Source organism: Colwellia sp. RE-S-Sl-9 (assembly GCF_048296855.1).
Lineage (GTDB): Bacteria > Pseudomonadota > Gammaproteobacteria > Enterobacterales > Alteromonadaceae > Pseudocolwellia.
Window position 1 is genome coordinate 4,567,606 of record NZ_CP182631.1, and the last position, 17,333, is coordinate 4,584,938.

Genomic DNA, 17,333 nt, shown 5'->3' on the forward strand with positions numbered 1-17,333 from the left:
AAAATATGAATATACTAAGAAGTAAAATGTTTTCCTTATGCTCGGTACTCTTAATAAGTGCTGTTGTAATTACAGGATGTGGTAGCGACAAACAATCAACTTCTCAAGCTGGAGCAGCCGAAGTTAAAACTTATAAATGGAAAATGGTGACCTCTTGGCCGAAAAATTTTCCTGGTTTAGGAACCGCTCCTGAAACGTTTTCCAAGTACGTCGAAAAAATGAGTGCTGGACGTTTAACCGTTAAAGTATTTGGAGCAGGGGAGTTGGTACCGGGATTAGAAGTATTTGATACTGTTTCTCAAGGTACCGTTGAAATGGGGCATAGTGGTGCTTATTACTGGAAAGGTAAAATACCAGCAGCACAAATGTTTAGTACTATTCCTTTTGGTATGACAGCAACAGAAATGAATGCTTGGTTACACTTTGGTGGTGGTTTAGAGCTTTGGGAAGAGTTGTATAAACCTTTTGGTCTTATCCCTATGGCTGGCGGAAATTCAGGTGGGCAATTTGCAGGTTGGTTTAAAAAAGAAATCAATTCGGTTGATGATCTTAAAGGCTTAAAAATGAGAATGCCTGGTTTAGGTGGCGAAGTACTTAAACGTGCGGGTGGTATTCCTATTAATTTAGCCGGTGGAGAAATTTTTTCATCATTGCAAAGTGGAGCTTTAGACGCATCTGAGTGGGTAGGACCATATAACGACTTAGCGTTCGGATTTTATCAAGTTGCAGATTATTACTATTCATCTATATGGCATGAAACAGGCACAACACTTGAATTTATGATCAACGAAAAAGCTTTTAATGAGCTGCCAAGTGATTTACAAGAAATAGTAAGAATAGCGGCCAAAGCGGTTAATCAAGACATGCTTGATGAATATACTGCTCGAAACAGTAATGCGTTAAAAGTGTTAGTTGATGAGCACAATGTAAAATTAAAACAATTTCCTGATGACGTATTATTAGCATTAAAAAAGCACACAAAAGACGTTTTAGCTGATGAGGCTAAAAAAGATAAAGACTTTGCTAGAGTATTAGAGTCTTACCAAGACTTTCTTTCAAAAGCTCGTGACTACAACGATTTAACGCTAAAAGAATATTTACAGCATAGATAAATTTTGTCTGCAAAGTGTGATTGTTTTAGTTACACTTTGCATAATTCAACTGCTCGTACCTCTTATTTTTTTCAGCAGAGTAAACTATGCCCATTAAAATGAAGAGCAGTAATACTAAACGGATGAATTCACGCTAAATGATTACTCATATATCTGATTAGTATTATCGAGCTCAACAATCGACAACATATATAAATATAAGGTTTTTTTATGGTTATTAAGCCAAAAATTCGTGGTTTTATCTGTACCAATGCACACCCTGTAGGTTGTGATACTCATGTAAATGAACAAATTGCTTATGTTAAGCAACATGAACAAGCTAACACTAAACCAAAAAATGTACTGGTTATAGGTGCATCTACTGGATACGGTTTAGCTTCTAGAATTACAGCGGCTTTTGGTAATAATGCGAAAACATTAGGTATTTTCTTCGAAAAACCACCAACTGAAAAGAAAACAGCTTCAGCAGGTTGGTATAACACAGCTGCTTTTCAAAAAGCTGCAGATGAAGCAGGCCTTTGGTCTAAAAACATTAATGGTGATGCTTTTTCTCATGAAATAAAAGCTAAAGCGATTAACACCATTAAAGAAGAGTTAGGCCAAATAGATCTCATTGTTTATAGTTTAGCATCTCCACGTAGAACCGATCCTGATACAGGTGAAGTATACTCTTCAACGCTTAAGCCTATTGGTCAAAGTGTTACCACTAAAAATTTAAATACTTCAAAACGTGTTATTGATTCTGTTTCTGTAGAAGCCGCTTCTGAAGAAGAAATTCAAGGCACTATCGACGTAATGGGTGGAGCCGATTGGGAGCTTTGGATCAAAGCACTTAATGAAGCAGGCGTATTATCAGAAGGCTTTAAAACAGTTGCATACACATACATAGGTAAAGAATTAACTTGGCCTATTTACGGTAAAGCAACTATTGGTAAAGCCAAAGAAGACTTAGATCGTGCAGCATCAGCAATTAAAGCCTCAACACAAGCTATTAAAGGCGAAGCTTACGTTACTTCACTTAATGCGGTAGTTACTCAAGCAAGCTCAGCAATTCCTATTATGCCATTGTATATTTCTGCTATGTTTAAAGTAATGAAAGCTGATGGTACATATGAAGGTTGTATAGAACAGATTCAAAATTTATTTGTTGAAAATATTTATGGTGAAACGCCTCGTTTAGACGAAGAAGGGCGCTTACGTCAAAACTACAAAGAATTAGAAGACAGTGTTCAACAACGTGTAACCGATATTTGGAATACTGTTGATACCGACACTATTGATGAGTTAACTGACTATGAAGGTTACCATCAAGAATTTTTAAAACTGTTTGGATTTGGTGTTGATAGTGTTGATTATGACGCTGATGTAAACCCTGTTGTACAAATTAATCACTTAGATTAATTTTCAACCAAGGTTGCACCAATTTGAAAAGCCGATAATTAAAATATCGGTTTTTTTTGCACTAAAATATAACTTTTTGCGTGAATTTTGAGCTAATAATTATTTATTAGCCTAAATTATAATGAAAAGTTGTAGCGACCGTAGAATGATATTGAATTATTGTGCTAAAATCGCGCCAGAAAAATTTTAACCTAGAGCCAGTGGAAACAAGTTTATTCTCTGTTTCTTACTGAAATACACTGAAATCAATATTTTTATTTGTACTGGTTATGTTCATGCGTAAATGGTTTGAATAAAAATCTTTGATTTTGATACTCCCATCAAAAGTAGTGCAAGTGTTTATGATTACAATAAAAAAAGGTCTGGATGTACCTGTAGTTGGTTCGCCCCAACAAGTGATCCACGATGGCAATGCCATTAAAACCGTTGCAACACTAGGTGAAGAGTTTGTGGGTATGCGACCTACCATGTTTGTTAAAGTGGAAGATCGTGTTAAAAAAGGTCAGGTTCTTTTTGAAGATAAAAAGAACCCTGGCGTTAAATTCACAGCTCAAGCATCAGGTGTTGTAAAAGAAATCAACCGTGGTGAAAAACGTGTTTTACAATCAGTTGTTATCGAAATAGATGGCAATGAAAAAGAGACGTTTCCAAGCTACTCAGCAAATGAACTATCTAAACTAGATCGTCAAGATGTTGTAAATAACCTCGTTAATTCTGGGTTATGGGCAGCATTACGAACGCGTCCGTATAGTAAAGTTCCTGCTATTGATTCAACACCAACAGCCATTTTTGTTAGCGCAATGGATACAAACCCAAATGCAGCTGATCCTGAAGTTATTATTAACGAACAGGCAGAAGCATTTAAACAAGGTTTAATTATTCTTTCACGCTTAACTGAAGGCGATATTTTTGTTAGCAAAGCACCAGGAGCGAATATTCCTGTTGAAGCTAATGTAAAAGTAAATGAGTTTGCAGGTAAACATCCTGCTGGCCTTGTTGGTACGCAAATACACTTTTTAAAACCAGTAAGCGCTGACAAATTTGTTTGGCATCTTGGTTACCAAGACGTTATTGCATTTGGTAAGTTATTTACTACTGGTGAACTTGATTGTACGCGTGTTATTTCATTGGCGGGTCCTGCTGCTAAAAATCCTCGTTTAGTAAGAACCCTATTAGGTGCTTCAACTGCTGAATTAACTGAAAATGAAGTTAAGCCTGGTGAGTTACGTGTTGTTTCTGGTTCATTGTTATCAGGTTCTACGGCTAAAGGTGTTCATGGTTATTTAGGTCGTTACCACGTTCAAATTTCTTTAATTTTAGAAGGTCGTGAAAAAGAATTTATTGGTTATATGTACCCAGGACCAAATAAATTCTCAGTAACTCGTGCATATATGTCTCATTTCTTCCCTAAGAAATTATTCAATATGACAACTACAACCAATGGTAGTCCGCGAGCAATGGTTCCAATTGGAAACTACGAACGTGTAATGCCATTAGATATTTTACCAACTTTGTTGTTACGTGATTTAGCTGCTGGTGATACCGATAGTGCGCAACAACTTGGTGCTTTAGAGCTAGATGAAGAAGATTTAGCGCTTTGTACGTTTGTTTGTCCAGGCAAAACAGATTACGGCGTTCTACTTCGTGATTGCCTAACCATAATTGAGAAGGAAGGTTAGTCATGGGTGTCAAAAAGTTTATTGAAGATATAGAGCCGCATTTTGAAAAAGGCGGTAAACATGAGAAATGGTTTGCTCTCTACGAAGCCGTAGCGACTGGCTTATTTACTCCAGGTTACGTTAACAAAGGCAAAACTCACGTACGTGATAGTATTGACCTTAAACGTATCATGATCACTGTTTGGTTAGCCGTATTTCCTGCCATGTTTTTTGGTATGTACAATATTGGTTTTCAAGCAACTGAAGCATTAGCTGCTGGTTATGCTTTACCTGATACATGGCAAGTAGGCCTATTTGAAACACTAGGTGGTAGCTTAGCTGCTGATACTGGTTGGTTTGGAATGATGCTCTACGGAGCAGTGTTCTTTTTACCTATATATGCCGTAACATTTATTGTTGGTGGTTTCTGGGAAGTTCTTTTTGCAGCTGTACGTAAGCATGAAGTTAACGAAGGTTTCTTCGTAAGCTCAATCTTATTTGCATTAATTGTTCCTGCAACTATTCCATTATGGCAAGTGGCTATCGGTATTACTTTTGGTGTTGTTGTTGCTAAAGAAATATTTGGTGGAACAGGTAAAAACTTCTTAAACCCAGCGTTAGCGGGTCGTGCATTTTTATTCTTTGCTTATCCAGCACAAATCTCAGGTGATTCAGTTTGGGTTGCTGTTGACGGTTTCTCTGGTGCTACAGCTTTAGCTGCAGGCGCTGCGGCAAACGTTGGTGAAATTAGCTACGCTTTAAATGCTGACTGGTGGAATGCATTCTGGGGCTTTATTCCTGGTTCTGTTGGTGAAGTATCAACATTCGCTATTCTATTAGGTGGTGCATATATCCTTTATAAAGGTATCGCATCATGGCGCATCGTATTAGGTGTGTTTGGTGGTATGGTTGTTACGTCTTTACTATTTAATACCATAGGTAGTGAAACTAACGCAATGTTTGCAATGCCTTGGTATTGGCACTTAGTTGTGGGTGGTTTTGCATTCGGTATGATGTTTATGGCAACAGATCCTGTTTCAGCTTCTTTCACAAACACAGGTAAATACTGGTTTGGTGCTTTAGTTGGTGTAATGGTTGTGCTTGTTCGTGTAGTAAACCCTGCATTTCCAGAAGGTATGATGTTAGCTATTTTATTCGCTAACTTGTTTGCTCCTTTATTCGATTACTTTGTTGTACAAGGTAACATCAAACGGAGGCTTGCTCGTAATGTCTAGTAATAAAGAAACTCCTATTAAAACGATTGGTTTTGTACTCGTTGTTTGTTTGGTTTGTGCTGCATTGGTATCAATATCTGCAGTTCAACTGAAACCTTTACAGGTTGCTAACAAGTTACTTGATCAACAAACTAAGATTTTAGAAACAGCTGGTCTATTAGATGTTGCTGGTGATGATATCGTTGCTACGTTTAACAAATATGTTGACGCTAAAATGATTGACCTTGATTCAGGAGAGTTTATTGAAGGTGATCCATTATTATTTGATGAACGCCGTAATTCGCGAGATGCAACTAAATCTGAAAAACCTGAGAATGATATTGCAGGTATCAACCGTCGTTCTAATAACGCTGTTGTTTACTTAGTACGTAATGATGAAGGTGAAGTTAACACGATTGTTCTTCCTATCGTCGGTTCAGGTTTGTGGGATTTAATGTACGGTTACGTTGGTTTAGAATCAGATTTAAATACTGTACGTAGTGTTGTGTACTCTGATCATAAAGAAACTCCGGGCCTTGGCGCTGAAGTAATGAATCCTAAGTGGAAAGCATTATGGCCAGGTAAGAAAATTTATGACGAACAAGGTGAACCTAAAGTTCATTTAGTTAAAGGTGGCGCAAAAGCTAACGACATCCATGGTGTTGATGCTTTATCAGGTGCAACTTTAACAAGTAACGGTGTTACACGTACATTACAGTTTTGGTTTGGTGAAGAAGGTTACAAACCTTTTATTGCTAAGTATCGCTCTTCATTAGGTAAGGGAGGTGTTAACTAATGGCTTCAGAAACAAATAAGGTTTTAACTAAACCTATTTTTGACAACAACCCTATAGCGCTTCAAATACTTGGTATTTGTTCTGCTTTAGCGGTAACAAGTTCAATGGCAAATGCATTAGTAATGACATTAGCTGTTATTGTTGTTACGGCATTTTCTAACTTGTTTATTTCGATTATTCGTAATCAAATACCTTCAAGTGTTCGTATTATTGTTCAAATGGCAATCATTGCATCATTAGTAATTGTAGTTGACCAAGTACTTAAGGCCTTTTCTTATCAATTATCGAAAGAGCTTTCTGTATTTGTTGGCTTAATTATTACTAACTGTATCGTTATGGGCCGTGCAGAAGCTTTTGCTATGAAAGAAAAGCCTGGTGTAAGTTTCATGGACGGTATCGGTAATGGTCTAGGTTATGGTTTCATACTAATGAGTGTTGCTTTTGTTCGTGAACTATTTGGATTCGGAACAGTCTTTGGTATCGAAATATTATCATTGATTCAAAATGGTGGTTGGTATCAAGCAAATGGCTTATTAGTATTACCATTTAGCTCATTCTTCCTTATTGGTTTCTTAATTTGGGCAATTCGCCAATGGAAACCAGAACAAGTTGAGAAGGATTAGAACTCATGGAACATTATATTAGTTTATTAGTTAAAACGATTTTTATTGAAAACATCGCTTTAAGTTTCTTCCTAGGTATGTGTACTTTCTTAGCTGTATCTAAAAAAGTAAGTACTGCTATGGGGTTGGGTGTAGCTGTTATCGTTGTACTTGGTATTGCGGTTCCAGCTAACCAAATAATCTACCAAGCAATATTAGCGCCTGGTGCTTTAGATTCAATTATGGGGATTACAGACCCTAAAGAAACAATTGATTTAAGTTTCTTATCATTTATAACGTTTATCGGTGTTATTGCTGCATTAGTTCAGATCCTTGAAATGGTGTTAGATAAATACTTCCCTGCGTTATATCAAGCATTAGGTATCTTCTTACCGTTAATTACGGTTAACTGTGCGATTTTTGGTGCGGTATCATTTATGGTATCTAAAAACTTAACGCTAGGTGAATCTGTTGTTTATGGTGTTGGCTCTGGTATCGGTTGGGCATTAGCTATTGTATTGCTTGCTGGTATTCGCGAAAAGATGAAATATTCTGACGTTCCAGATGGCCTTAAAGGTTTGGGTATTACGTTTATTACTGCAGGATTGATGGCTTTTGGCTTTCTTTCTTTCGGTGGTATTTCGTTATAATAAGATTAACAAGGAATACGAGTTGTAACTTGTATTCCCCTAGAAAAGTATAAGGAAAAGTCGATGGAAATCATTCTCGGCGTAGGCATGTTCACTGCGATCGTTATAGCTTTGGTTCTAGTAATCTTATTTGCTAAATCGAAGTTAGTTGCAGAAGGTGACGTGACTATTAGTATAAATGGCGATCCAGATAAAGCAGTTACGACTAGTGCTGGCGGAAAGCTATTAGGCGCACTTGCTGACCAAGGTATTTTTATTCCTTCAGCATGTGGTGGTGGTGGTACTTGTGGACAGTGTCGTGTACATGTTCATTCAGGTGGTGGAGATATTTTACCAACTGAGCAAGGTCATATCACTAAACGTGAAGCTAAAGAAGGTTGTCGTCTTTCATGTCAAGTTGCTGTTAAGCAAGACATGGAAATTGAAGTAGAAGACGAAATCTTTGGTGTTCAACAATGGGAATGTGAAGTTATCTCTAACGATAACAAAGCAACTTTCATTAAAGAACTAAAACTACAAATTCCAAATGGTGAATCTGTACCGTTTAGAGCCGGTGGTTACATTCAAATTGAAGCGCCAGCTCATCACGTTAAATACAGCGATTTTGATATTGATGAACAATACCGTGGCGATTGGAATCATTTTGGCTTTTTTGATGTTGAATCAAAAGTTGATGAACCAACGTTACGTGCATACTCAATGGCTAACTATCCTGAAGAAGAAGGCATTATCATGCTTAACGTGCGTATTGCTACGCCTCCTCCAGGAAGATTACACTTACCAGCAGGTAAAATGTCATCGTACATCTTTAGCTTAAAACCTGGCGATAAAGTTACTATTTCAGGTCCATTTGGTGAATTCTTCGCGAAAGATACCGATGCTGAAATGGTATTTATTGGTGGTGGTGCTGGTATGGCGCCAATGCGTTCTCACATATTCGATCAACTTAAACGTTTAAACTCTAAGCGTAAAATGAGTTTCTGGTATGGTGCACGTTCACTACGTGAAATGTTCTATGAAGATGACTATAACGGCTTAGCGGCTGCTAATGACAACTTTGAATGGCATGTTGCACTTTCAGACCCTCAACCAGAAGATAACTGGGATGGTTTAACAGGTTTTATTCATAACGTATTACATGAACAATACTTGAAAGATCATGAAGCGCCAGAAGATTGTGAGTACTACATGTGTGGTCCACCAATGATGAATGCTGCTGTTATTCATATGCTTAAAGACCTTGGCGTAGAAGATGAGAATATCATGTTAGATGACTTTGGTGGCTAATATTTTATTTTAAGCTGCCTATTGGCACTACTTCAGCGTTGGATGTACTCATTGACTATCGTCAACTCCGTGCATCCGCCTTGAATTAGCACCACTATTCTTCGCTTAACTTTAAAATATAATTCACACTAAAATATTTAATTAATATTTTATTTAAAGGCGACTTAGGTCGCCTTTATTATTTATATAAGTGCAATTTACTATCTAATAGAAGTGCATTTACATAAATAATAATCTTTTGGAAGTTGTATGAAAAACTTAATATTAATCACGCTTGTTTTAACTTTACTGACGGGATGCTTTCCTAGTAAAAACTTAGACAAAAAAGAAGTACTACTGCAAGGTAGAACAATGGGAACCACTTATAATATTAAAGTGATAGTAGAAAACGACTCTATTGATACCCAATTACTACAAAAAGATATAGACAGTGCGCTTGTTAATGTTAACCAAGAAATGTCTACCTATATTCCTGATTCAGAGCTTTCACATTTTAATCAATTACGATCGTCAGAGCCTGTTACTTTATCTAAAGGTTTAGCGCGTGTTATTGAAGAAGCTATTCGTTTAGGTAAATTAAGTAATGGTAAGTTAGATGTTACCGTAGGGCCTTTAGTAAACTTATGGGGATTTGGTCCTGAATATCGTCTTGAAAAAGTGCCTTCTGATGAGTTACTCGAACAAACTAAAAGTAAAGTAGGTATTGAAAATATTGAGTTAGTAGATGGTCGATTAAGTAAAAAAATTGATGAACTCTATATTGATTTATCTACCATTGCTAAAGGCTACGGAGTCGATCTAATTGCCGAGTTAGTGGAAAGCAGAGGCATACACAACTACTTAGTAGAAATTGGTGGTGAAATGCGTTTAAAAGGCTTTAAAGATACTGGCGAGTTATGGCATATCGCTATAGAGAAACCAGTAACAACCGAACGCGCTGTTCAGCAAGTTGTTGTTCCTAAAAATAACGCTGTTGCTACTTCTGGTGATTATAGAAATTATTTCGAATCTAACGGGCAACGTTTTTCTCATATTATTGATCCTGCTACAGGAAAACCTATTAATCATAAGTTAGTCTCTGTAACGGTAATTCATCCATCATCAATGACGGCTGATGGTTTATCTACAGCATTAATGGTGATGGGCGAAAAAGAAGCGTTAGCTTTTGCAGAAGAAAATGAAATAGCTGCTTACTTTATTAGTAAATCAGAAAATGGCTTTGTTGAGCAAAGCACGGTAAAATTTGCTCAATATCTTAAATAAAAAAAATTAAGCGAGAATATTGTTTACATATACTCGGTCTATATTAAAAGTTGTGCTTTAAATAGAATAAAGCATGAATACATTTGAACAAAATATTAAGGTTACATTGTGGGTATCTTTTTAATTACATTATGTTTTTTTCTCGTGGTTGTTGCTGCAATGGCCGTTGGTTATATTTTTCAAAATAAAACACTTGCGGGCTCTTGTGGTGGTTTATCTTCAATGGGCATTGAAAAAGCTTGTGACTGTGATAACCCGTGTGAAAAAAGAATTGAACGTGAAAAAGCCGCTGCTCTTAACGAAAATTCTATAGATATTAAAAATATCTAATTATAGTCGACTATTTTAACGACCTAATAGCTTTACAGCTTTATATCACTCCAACAATTAAATAAGTGGTGCAGCATGTATCACTTATTTCTTCGTTCATTATCTTCCTCATTGTAAATACCTAACAACTCCTTTAAACTGTTTTTATATACAGTGCTTTGAGTTTTCTATGGTTCGTAAAATTATTCATATCGATATGGATTGTTTCTATGCCGCAGTAGAAATGAGAGATAATCCTGAATTAAAAAATGTGCCTATGGCCGTTGGCGGTAATGGTCCTCGCAGTGTTTTATCCACTTCTAATTATATAGCTCGCCAATATGGTGTACGTTCAGCTATGCCAAACGCTAAAGCCTTTATGTTATGCCCTGATCTTATTATTGTGAATGGCAGAATGGATGTATATAAAGAAATATCGGTAAAAATTAGAGCTATCTTCCAAAAGTATACAGACCTAATAGAACCTTTATCATTAGACGAAGCTTATTTAGATGTTACCGACTCTAAACACTGTCAAGGTAGCGCGACACTTATTGCTGAACAGATCAGACAAGATATTTTTGATGAACTCAATCTTACCGCTTCAGCAGGTATAGCTCCCAATAAATTTTTAGCCAAAATTGCCAGCGACGAAAATAAACCTAACGGACAATGTGTTATTACGCCTGACAAAGTTAACGACTTTGTTGAAAAAATGTCGCTCAGTAAAATTCCCGGTGTAGGCAAAGTAACGTTTGAAAAACTTAAAGCACATGGCTTAGAGTTTGGGCGAGATGTTATTGCCTACGAAAAATCTGAACTTATTAATAAGTTTGGTAAATTAGGCATCTCTTTATGGCATAAATGTCATGGCGTAGATAATAGAGAAGTGGTTACTAGTCGAATACGTAAGTCTGTAGGTGTTGAGAGAACCTTTGCTCACGATATTAGCTCAGTAGAAGAACTGAGTGAGTATATGCATGAAAAGCTGATTCCTGAGCTAAAGCGGCGTTCTGAATCTTATCTTCAAACACGAGATATCAGTAAATTAGGGGTTAAAGTTAAATTCAAAGACTTTCATCAAACCACTAAAGAATTTAAGCATCATAGTTTTGACGATGATATTTTTAATCAGCTTTTACAAGAAGCATTAGCTCGCGGAGAGGGTAAAGCGGTGAGATTATTAGGTGTACATATTGGTTTGGGGGAAGAAGCTGACGAGCAACATCAATTTGAGTTGGAGTTATAAAGAGATTAGGGCTACAGCTAACTTATATTGTTAATGCAGCCCTTAATTAGTTTTAAAATTTAATGGAATTATTACTCAACGTTTAACACTACTTTGATTGTTGCTGATGCAAGGTTAGCAACATCATATACAATGATCTCGTCGTGATATATACCAGAAGCTAACGTGTTGTAATCGACTAAGGTAATAATAAGCTCACTTGGCTTTTCAGTATCTTTAGTTCCTACTATCCAATCTTCATTTCTTAAGGCTTGCCAGCCACTATCAATATTGCCTAAATTAACAATAAACTGTTCATCTTCCGGTTTAGCTAACGGTACATTAAAGGTTACTTCAAGTGTGTCAGGCATAAATGGCGCTATGTTGGCAGTAATATTATTACTTGATTTATCGTTTGTTATTATGTGTTGAGCACTGAGTGAAAAACTAATATCAACAGGCGATATATTAAATAATTGAGTATTGTTAGAGGCAGAAATACTCGACATTAATTGTTGTTGCGTACTGTAGGTATTAATGTGTGTTTCATACAATATAGGTGAAGTATTAGGTACTTTAATTGTTCTTATATAATGAGGCTGATTAAGGCTATTTAGGTAAACAGAGTGAGTAACTATATTATCTTCACTTGAGGTTATATCTTCATTTACAATTGTTTCAGTGGCTTGATCCGCTCTTAGTACCGTTTCTTCTTTCGCTAATAAACCATTATCAGTAAAGCTTGTACCATCAAAACTCAGCCATTCAGATGTTTTACTCACAAGGTATAGATTTTTTTCATCGTTAGTTACGGCTAAATCTATAATAGGTTCTTCATCAGGCAGACTCGTAGGGTGGTAACTATGAGTTAAGTTAGTGGCTACTTTTTCTGTGGTATAGTCGTTTACTTCAACTTTAAATCTTTTTATTTTAGATAAACTCGAATCCGTATTATCAATTGCAAATACACTATGAGTTAATTCAGCAACTGCAATTTTAGTTGGGTTAAATCCTTCTTCATTATTAAAGTAAAGGCTTTTTAAGTTTTCGTCTGCAAACTCTAAAGCGGTTGTTAATACAAAATATCGGCCAGACAATCTAACGATACGATCAGGTGCAGCAACTATCGTCCAATCTTCAATTTCACTTATGGTATTGTCTGCTAAGTTGATTCTATATCTATGGGTAACCGTAGATGTTTCATCATCACTCGTTGTTGTTTCAGTTGCTTGAGCTAGCAAGTAGGTGCCTTGTGGGTGCATAACAAACTGTGCTACTTGGGTGCCTTCAGGTGAAGCAATTAAAGTATTAAGCAATTCCCCCGTGTAAATATTAAACACTTTAATTTCATTATTTACACCAACATATACCAAAGGCTGCGAAGGAGATGTTGCAATCGCATTAGTGTTTACTAAAACATTACTCAGATCTATATCTTGTTTTTCAGTTAAGGTAGTTGAATGAAATAAACTTACGCTTACAACATCAGTAATAGCTTCGTTTGTAGTATTTGATTCAATACTAATGTCGGCTAGTGATGTTGCATTTTCAGTTACCTTTGAAGTATCTGCGCTTATTTTAAGGGTATTTCCATCTGCTAAAGGCGTTAAAGTTAGCCAATCAGCCGTTGTAGTTGCTGTCCAATCAATCACTTTTTCTGCATTGTTTGATACAGATATAACCGTTTCAGTTATGTTGCTATTAGGCGTAGAAACTAAAGCAACATGCGGTTGGCTAGCAAAAAGGTAAGTGTTATCTAACCCTAGTTCTACAGGAATAATAAACTCTTCACCTGTTGTCGTATTTTTTAATGTGATGTCAGTTTGTTGTAAACCTGAATCGGTAAAAGAGCTGATATCAGCTGAACTGGTTAGTGTCAGAGTTTTAGTTTCAGTATCTTTATCTAAAACAGGTGTTAGCCAAGCCGCTGTTGTAGAAGCTTCCCAAGTATCATCGGTTGAATTAAGAAGAGTAATAGTTTGGCTTGCTATGTTATTTTGTCCCGCAACTGATTTAAAACTAAAAGCTGGAGCAATTAATATCGAAACATCTATATCATGATGAACAAGATCAACACTGTTGCCTTCAATACTGCCAGTAGAGAGCCTAACTTTAGTTTGATATAAATTAGGTATATATAGATCACTATCTAAAAGCTCAACATAAACCGTTGCGGAATTGTCGGTTACATTCTCTGTTCTAAACTTTATCCAAGATAGTGGTGTTGAATCGGGAGAAAAACCGACTAATAAGCCATCACCAGAAAATTCAACGTCAACTTTTAAAGATTGAGTCGACTTTTCCTGCGCTACCGCGCTAAAGGTTAACGATGTTTTGTCAGCTGAAATTGAATAACGTTCTTTGTCACTTGAACCACCACATGATTGCAATACAACCAATAAGCCAGCTAGAAGAATATTTCGAATGGTTAACATGTTTTTTAACATACAGATCCCTGTTTAGTTTTACAGCTTTTTGGACTGTTTTTATATGACTATATTTTGCGTGATCATCATGCAAATGTAAAAGCTATTTATTCTCTTGTTTATTTGCTTAAAATATTCAGTAAAATAAGCCTACTCATTGTATAGGTTTTAATTTAATTGAATAAAAGTATTTTACATTCCGCTATCGGGTTGTTATCTCGTAGAGAACACTCCACAAAAGAATTAACGCAAAAGCTTTTATTGAGAAAATTTGAGCTAGAAGAAATAACGCCGGTTATTGAATACCTTATTGAAGAAAACTACCTAAGCCATGAACGCTTTGCTGAAAGCGTTTTTAGAACGCGTGTAAATAGAGGTTATGGTTGGTTGTATATTAAAAATGAATTAACGCAAAAAGGTATTAGTTCATCATTAATTTCTCAATTAAAGAATAATCAGCAAATTGATTGGTATCTTCAGGCCGAGCTTGCGTATAATAAGCGTTTTGGTACAACAGCTGTTATTGATCAAAAAGATAAAGCAAAACGTGCACGATTTTTACAAAGCAGAGGTTTTTCCTCTGATGAAATTTTCGCTATTTTGTAAGTAACTACAATACGAATATAAATAATTAAATGTTAACGAGTTGGATTTCCCATGATTAAAACGAGTGCTGAATTACGTCAAGCATTTTTAGATTTTTACGCATCTAAGCAACATCAAATTGTAGCAAGTAGTTCTTTAGTTCCTGGTAACGACGCTACCTTACTTTTTACCAATGCTGGAATGGTACCATTTAAAGATGTTTTTTTAGGTGCAGAGCAACGTAGTTATACACGTGCTACTTCTTCGCAGCGCTGTGTTAGAGCCGGTGGTAAACACAACGACTTAGAAAATGTGGGATATACAGCTCGTCATCATACATTTTTTGAAATGTTAGGTAACTTTAGTTTTGGCGATTATTTTAAAGAACATGCTATTACTTATGCATGGGAATTTTTAACCACCGTATTAAAATTACCCAAAGAAAAACTGCTAGTAACTGTTTATGAATCAGACGACGAAGCATTTAATTTTTGGGCTGAAAAAATAGGCGTACCTGTAGATAAAATTATTCGTATAGGTGATAAATCTCCAGATAAAAAATACGAATCTGATAACTTTTGGTCAATGGGTGACACTGGGCCATGTGGTCCATGTTCTGAAATATTCTACGATCATGGTGAAGGTATTTTTGGTGGTCCTCCGGGATCTCCTGATGAAGATGGCGATCGCTTTATCGAAATTTGGAACCTTGTTTTTATGCAGTTCAATCGCCAAAGCGATGGAGCAATGGATCCACTTCCTAAACCTTCTGTTGATACAGGTATGGGGCTTGAACGTATTGCGGCTATTATGCAAGGTGTTCACAGCAACTACGAAATTGATATTTTCCAAGGTTTAATTTCTGATATTGCTAACTTGTTAGACTGTAAAGATTTAGAGCATAAATCATTACGTGTAATTGCTGATCATATTCGCTCTTGTAGTTTCTTAATTACTGACGGTGTTATGCCATCAAACGAAGGCCGAGGTTACGTACTTAGACGTATTATTCGTCGTGCAATTCGTCATGGGCATAAGTTAGAAGCTAAAACAGATTTCTTTTATAAAATAGTAGCGTCACTAGCTAAGCAAATGGGCGACGCCTACCCTGAATTAGTTGATCAACAAGCTATTATTGAAAAAATACTGCGTATTGAAGAAGAACAATTTGGCCGTACGCTTGACCGAGGCATGGCATTACTTGAAAACATACTATCTGAAATGAAAGGTAGTGTAATTTCAGGTGAAGACGTATTCAAACTTTACGACACTTACGGATTTCCGGCTGATTTAACCGCTGATATTGCACGCGAACGTGACCTAACTATTGATCAAGACGGTTTTGATCAAGCCATGGCACGTCAACGTGAACGAGCGCAACAAGCTAGCCAATTTGGTACCGATTACAACGAACAGTTAAAATCTGATCAAGTCAGTGATTTTAAAGGCTATACGCAATACCAATTATCATCAACGGTTGTAGAACTTTTTGCTAACGGCGAATCAGTAACAGAGCTGAAAGCGGGTGAACAAGGCGTTGTAATATTAGACCAAACACCATTTTACGCAGAGTCGGGCGGACAAGTAGGTGACTCAGGTGTTTTACGTTCTGACGCTGGCGTATTTGAAGTTAAAGATACCGTTAAAGTAGGTAATGCTTTTGCTCACCAAGGTGTGGCACAAGCAGCAATTAAATTACAACAAAAGGTTAATGCAGAAATTAACCTTGAAAGCCGTAATAATATTGTTAAAAACCATACTGCTACTCATTTACTTCATGCCGCTTTACGTAAAGTACTAGGCGACCATGTTACGCAAAAAGGCTCGTTATGTGATGCTGAAAAACTACGTTTCGATTTCTCTCATTTTGAAGCCGTAACAGCAGAAGAATTGCATACCGTAGAGCGCATGGTAAATAGTGAAATACGTACAAACCATAAACGCAACACCGAATTAATGGCAATAGACCAAGCCAAAGAAAAAGGCGCTATGGCACTATTTGGTGAAAAATATGACGAAGAAGTACGCGTAGTAACACTGGGTGAATTTTCTACCGAATTATGTGGCGGTGTTCATGTAAACCAAACGGGCGATATTGGCTTATTTAAAATAGCGTCTGAATCTGGTATTGCTGCTGGCGTTAGACGTATAGAAGCTTACACAGGTAACGGTGCGTTAAACTTTGTTGACGAACAAGCCAGTGCATTAAGTAAAATTGCGTCAATGGTAAAATCTGACACAAACAGCGCAGCAAGCAAAGTAGAGCTACTTATTAGTAAAGGTAAGCAACTTGAAAAAGAAATTGCCCAGCTAAAACAAACATTAGCGGCTCAAGCAGGTTCTGACTTAGTTAGCCAAGCAATCGACATTAATGGTATTAAAGTACTTATTGCGAATCTGGAAAACGCCGAAGCTAAATCATTACGTGGTATGGTAGACGACCTTAAAAACAAAATGGGCTCAGCTATTATCTTTTTAGCAACAGCTAACGACGATAAAGTGAGCTTAATTGCAGGTGTAACTAAAGACTTAACCAATAACGTTAAAGCGGGCGAATTAGTTAATGTAGTAGCCCAGCAAGTAGGTGGTAAAGGTGGCGGACGTCCAGACATGGCGCAAGCCGGTGGTAGCCAACCAGAAAACCTAGTAGCAGCACTTGCAACCGTTAAACCATGGTTAGAAGAAAAATTAGGTTAATAGCGCTTACTTAAATTAAATAAGAGTGAAACAACCTAAACATAAAAAGACGCATCCTGCGTCTTTTTTTATAGCAGTAATATTTTATATACATTAAGGATGAAC

Annotated in this window: 14 protein-coding genes; 13 read left to right on the forward strand and 1 reads right to left on the reverse strand. The window is 36.6% G+C overall.

The genetic code is table 11. The features are described 5' to 3' along the window. Positions 1 to 5 precede the first annotated feature (5 nt). From ACM9HF_RS19900 to dinB, 11 genes are all read left to right on the forward strand, one after another. Entirely contained in the window at positions 6 to 1,112 is a 1,107-nt protein-coding gene (locus ACM9HF_RS19900; protein ID WP_473613283.1) for a TRAP transporter substrate-binding protein, read from the forward strand. A gap of 210 nt (positions 1,113 to 1,322) precedes the next feature. Continuing rightward, complete coding sequence (gene fabV / locus ACM9HF_RS19905; protein WP_077338006.1) at positions 1,323 to 2,513, forward strand: enoyl-ACP reductase FabV; 1,191 nt, start codon at positions 1,323 to 1,325, stop codon at positions 2,511 to 2,513. A 341-nt stretch (positions 2,514 to 2,854) separates the two neighbouring features. After that, entirely contained in the window at positions 2,855 to 4,192 is a 1,338-nt protein-coding gene (locus ACM9HF_RS19910; protein ID WP_473613284.1) for a Na(+)-translocating NADH-quinone reductase subunit A, read from the forward strand. Between the two features lie 2 nt (positions 4,193 to 4,194). Continuing rightward, entirely contained in the window at positions 4,195 to 5,406 is a 1,212-nt protein-coding gene (locus ACM9HF_RS19915) for an NADH:ubiquinone reductase (Na(+)-transporting) subunit B (protein WP_473613285.1), read from the forward strand. Further along, the gene (locus ACM9HF_RS19920; RefSeq protein ID WP_473613286.1) at positions 5,399 to 6,181 is read left to right on the forward strand and encodes a Na(+)-translocating NADH-quinone reductase subunit C; all 783 of its coding nucleotides are present in this window, start codon (positions 5,399 to 5,401) and stop codon (positions 6,179 to 6,181) included. Before ACM9HF_RS19915 ends, ACM9HF_RS19920 begins: the two co-directional genes overlap by 8 nt. Then, positions 6,181 to 6,804 (forward strand): NADH:ubiquinone reductase (Na(+)-transporting) subunit D, encoded by a 624-nt coding sequence (locus tag ACM9HF_RS19925; RefSeq protein WP_473613287.1) that lies wholly within the window; start codon positions 6,181 to 6,183, stop codon positions 6,802 to 6,804. The genes ACM9HF_RS19920 and ACM9HF_RS19925 overlap by 1 nt, the downstream gene beginning before the upstream one ends. A 5-nt stretch (positions 6,805 to 6,809) precedes the next feature. Continuing rightward, positions 6,810 to 7,433, forward strand: a complete 624-nt coding sequence (gene nqrE / locus ACM9HF_RS19930; RefSeq protein WP_076418586.1) for an NADH:ubiquinone reductase (Na(+)-transporting) subunit E — start codon at positions 6,810 to 6,812, stop codon at positions 7,431 to 7,433. A gap of 63 nt (positions 7,434 to 7,496) precedes the next feature. Then, complete coding sequence (nqrF, locus tag ACM9HF_RS19935; RefSeq protein ID WP_077338002.1) at positions 7,497 to 8,720, forward strand: NADH:ubiquinone reductase (Na(+)-transporting) subunit F; 1,224 nt, start codon at positions 7,497 to 7,499, stop codon at positions 8,718 to 8,720. A 249-nt stretch (positions 8,721 to 8,969) separates the two neighbouring features. Continuing rightward, entirely contained in the window at positions 8,970 to 9,983 is a 1,014-nt protein-coding gene (locus ACM9HF_RS19940; RefSeq protein ID WP_473613288.1) for an FAD:protein FMN transferase, read from the forward strand. Positions 9,984 to 10,091: 108 nt separating this feature from the next. Further along, positions 10,092 to 10,313, forward strand: coding sequence for a (Na+)-NQR maturation NqrM (gene nqrM, locus ACM9HF_RS19945; protein WP_076418581.1), 222 nt, complete (start codon positions 10,092 to 10,094; stop codon positions 10,311 to 10,313). Between the two features lie 169 nt (positions 10,314 to 10,482). Then, positions 10,483 to 11,541 carry a DNA polymerase IV gene (gene dinB / locus ACM9HF_RS19950; RefSeq protein ID WP_473613289.1) on the forward strand — a complete coding sequence of 353 codons (1,059 nt, stop codon included), beginning with the start codon at positions 10,483 to 10,485 and terminating at the stop codon, positions 11,539 to 11,541. 71 nt (positions 11,542 to 11,612) lie between these two features. Here the strand turns inward: dinB and ACM9HF_RS19955 are convergent, their stop codons facing one another. Beyond that, positions 11,613 to 13,967 carry a hypothetical protein gene (locus ACM9HF_RS19955; RefSeq protein WP_473613290.1) on the reverse strand — a complete coding sequence of 785 codons (2,355 nt, stop codon included), beginning with the start codon at positions 13,965 to 13,967 and terminating at the stop codon, positions 11,613 to 11,615. Positions 13,968 to 14,123: 156 nt separating this feature from the next. On the opposite strand from ACM9HF_RS19955, the gene ACM9HF_RS19960 reads away from it, so the two are divergent. Both ACM9HF_RS19960 and alaS read left to right on the forward strand, forming a co-directional pair. Continuing rightward, positions 14,124 to 14,552, forward strand: a complete 429-nt coding sequence (locus tag ACM9HF_RS19960) for a regulatory protein RecX (RefSeq protein ID WP_473613291.1) — start codon at positions 14,124 to 14,126, stop codon at positions 14,550 to 14,552. Positions 14,553 to 14,603: 51 nt separating this feature from the next. Next, positions 14,604 to 17,228, forward strand: a complete 2,625-nt coding sequence (gene alaS / locus ACM9HF_RS19965; protein WP_473613292.1) for an alanine--tRNA ligase — start codon at positions 14,604 to 14,606, stop codon at positions 17,226 to 17,228. Positions 17,229 to 17,333: the final 105 nt, after the last annotated feature.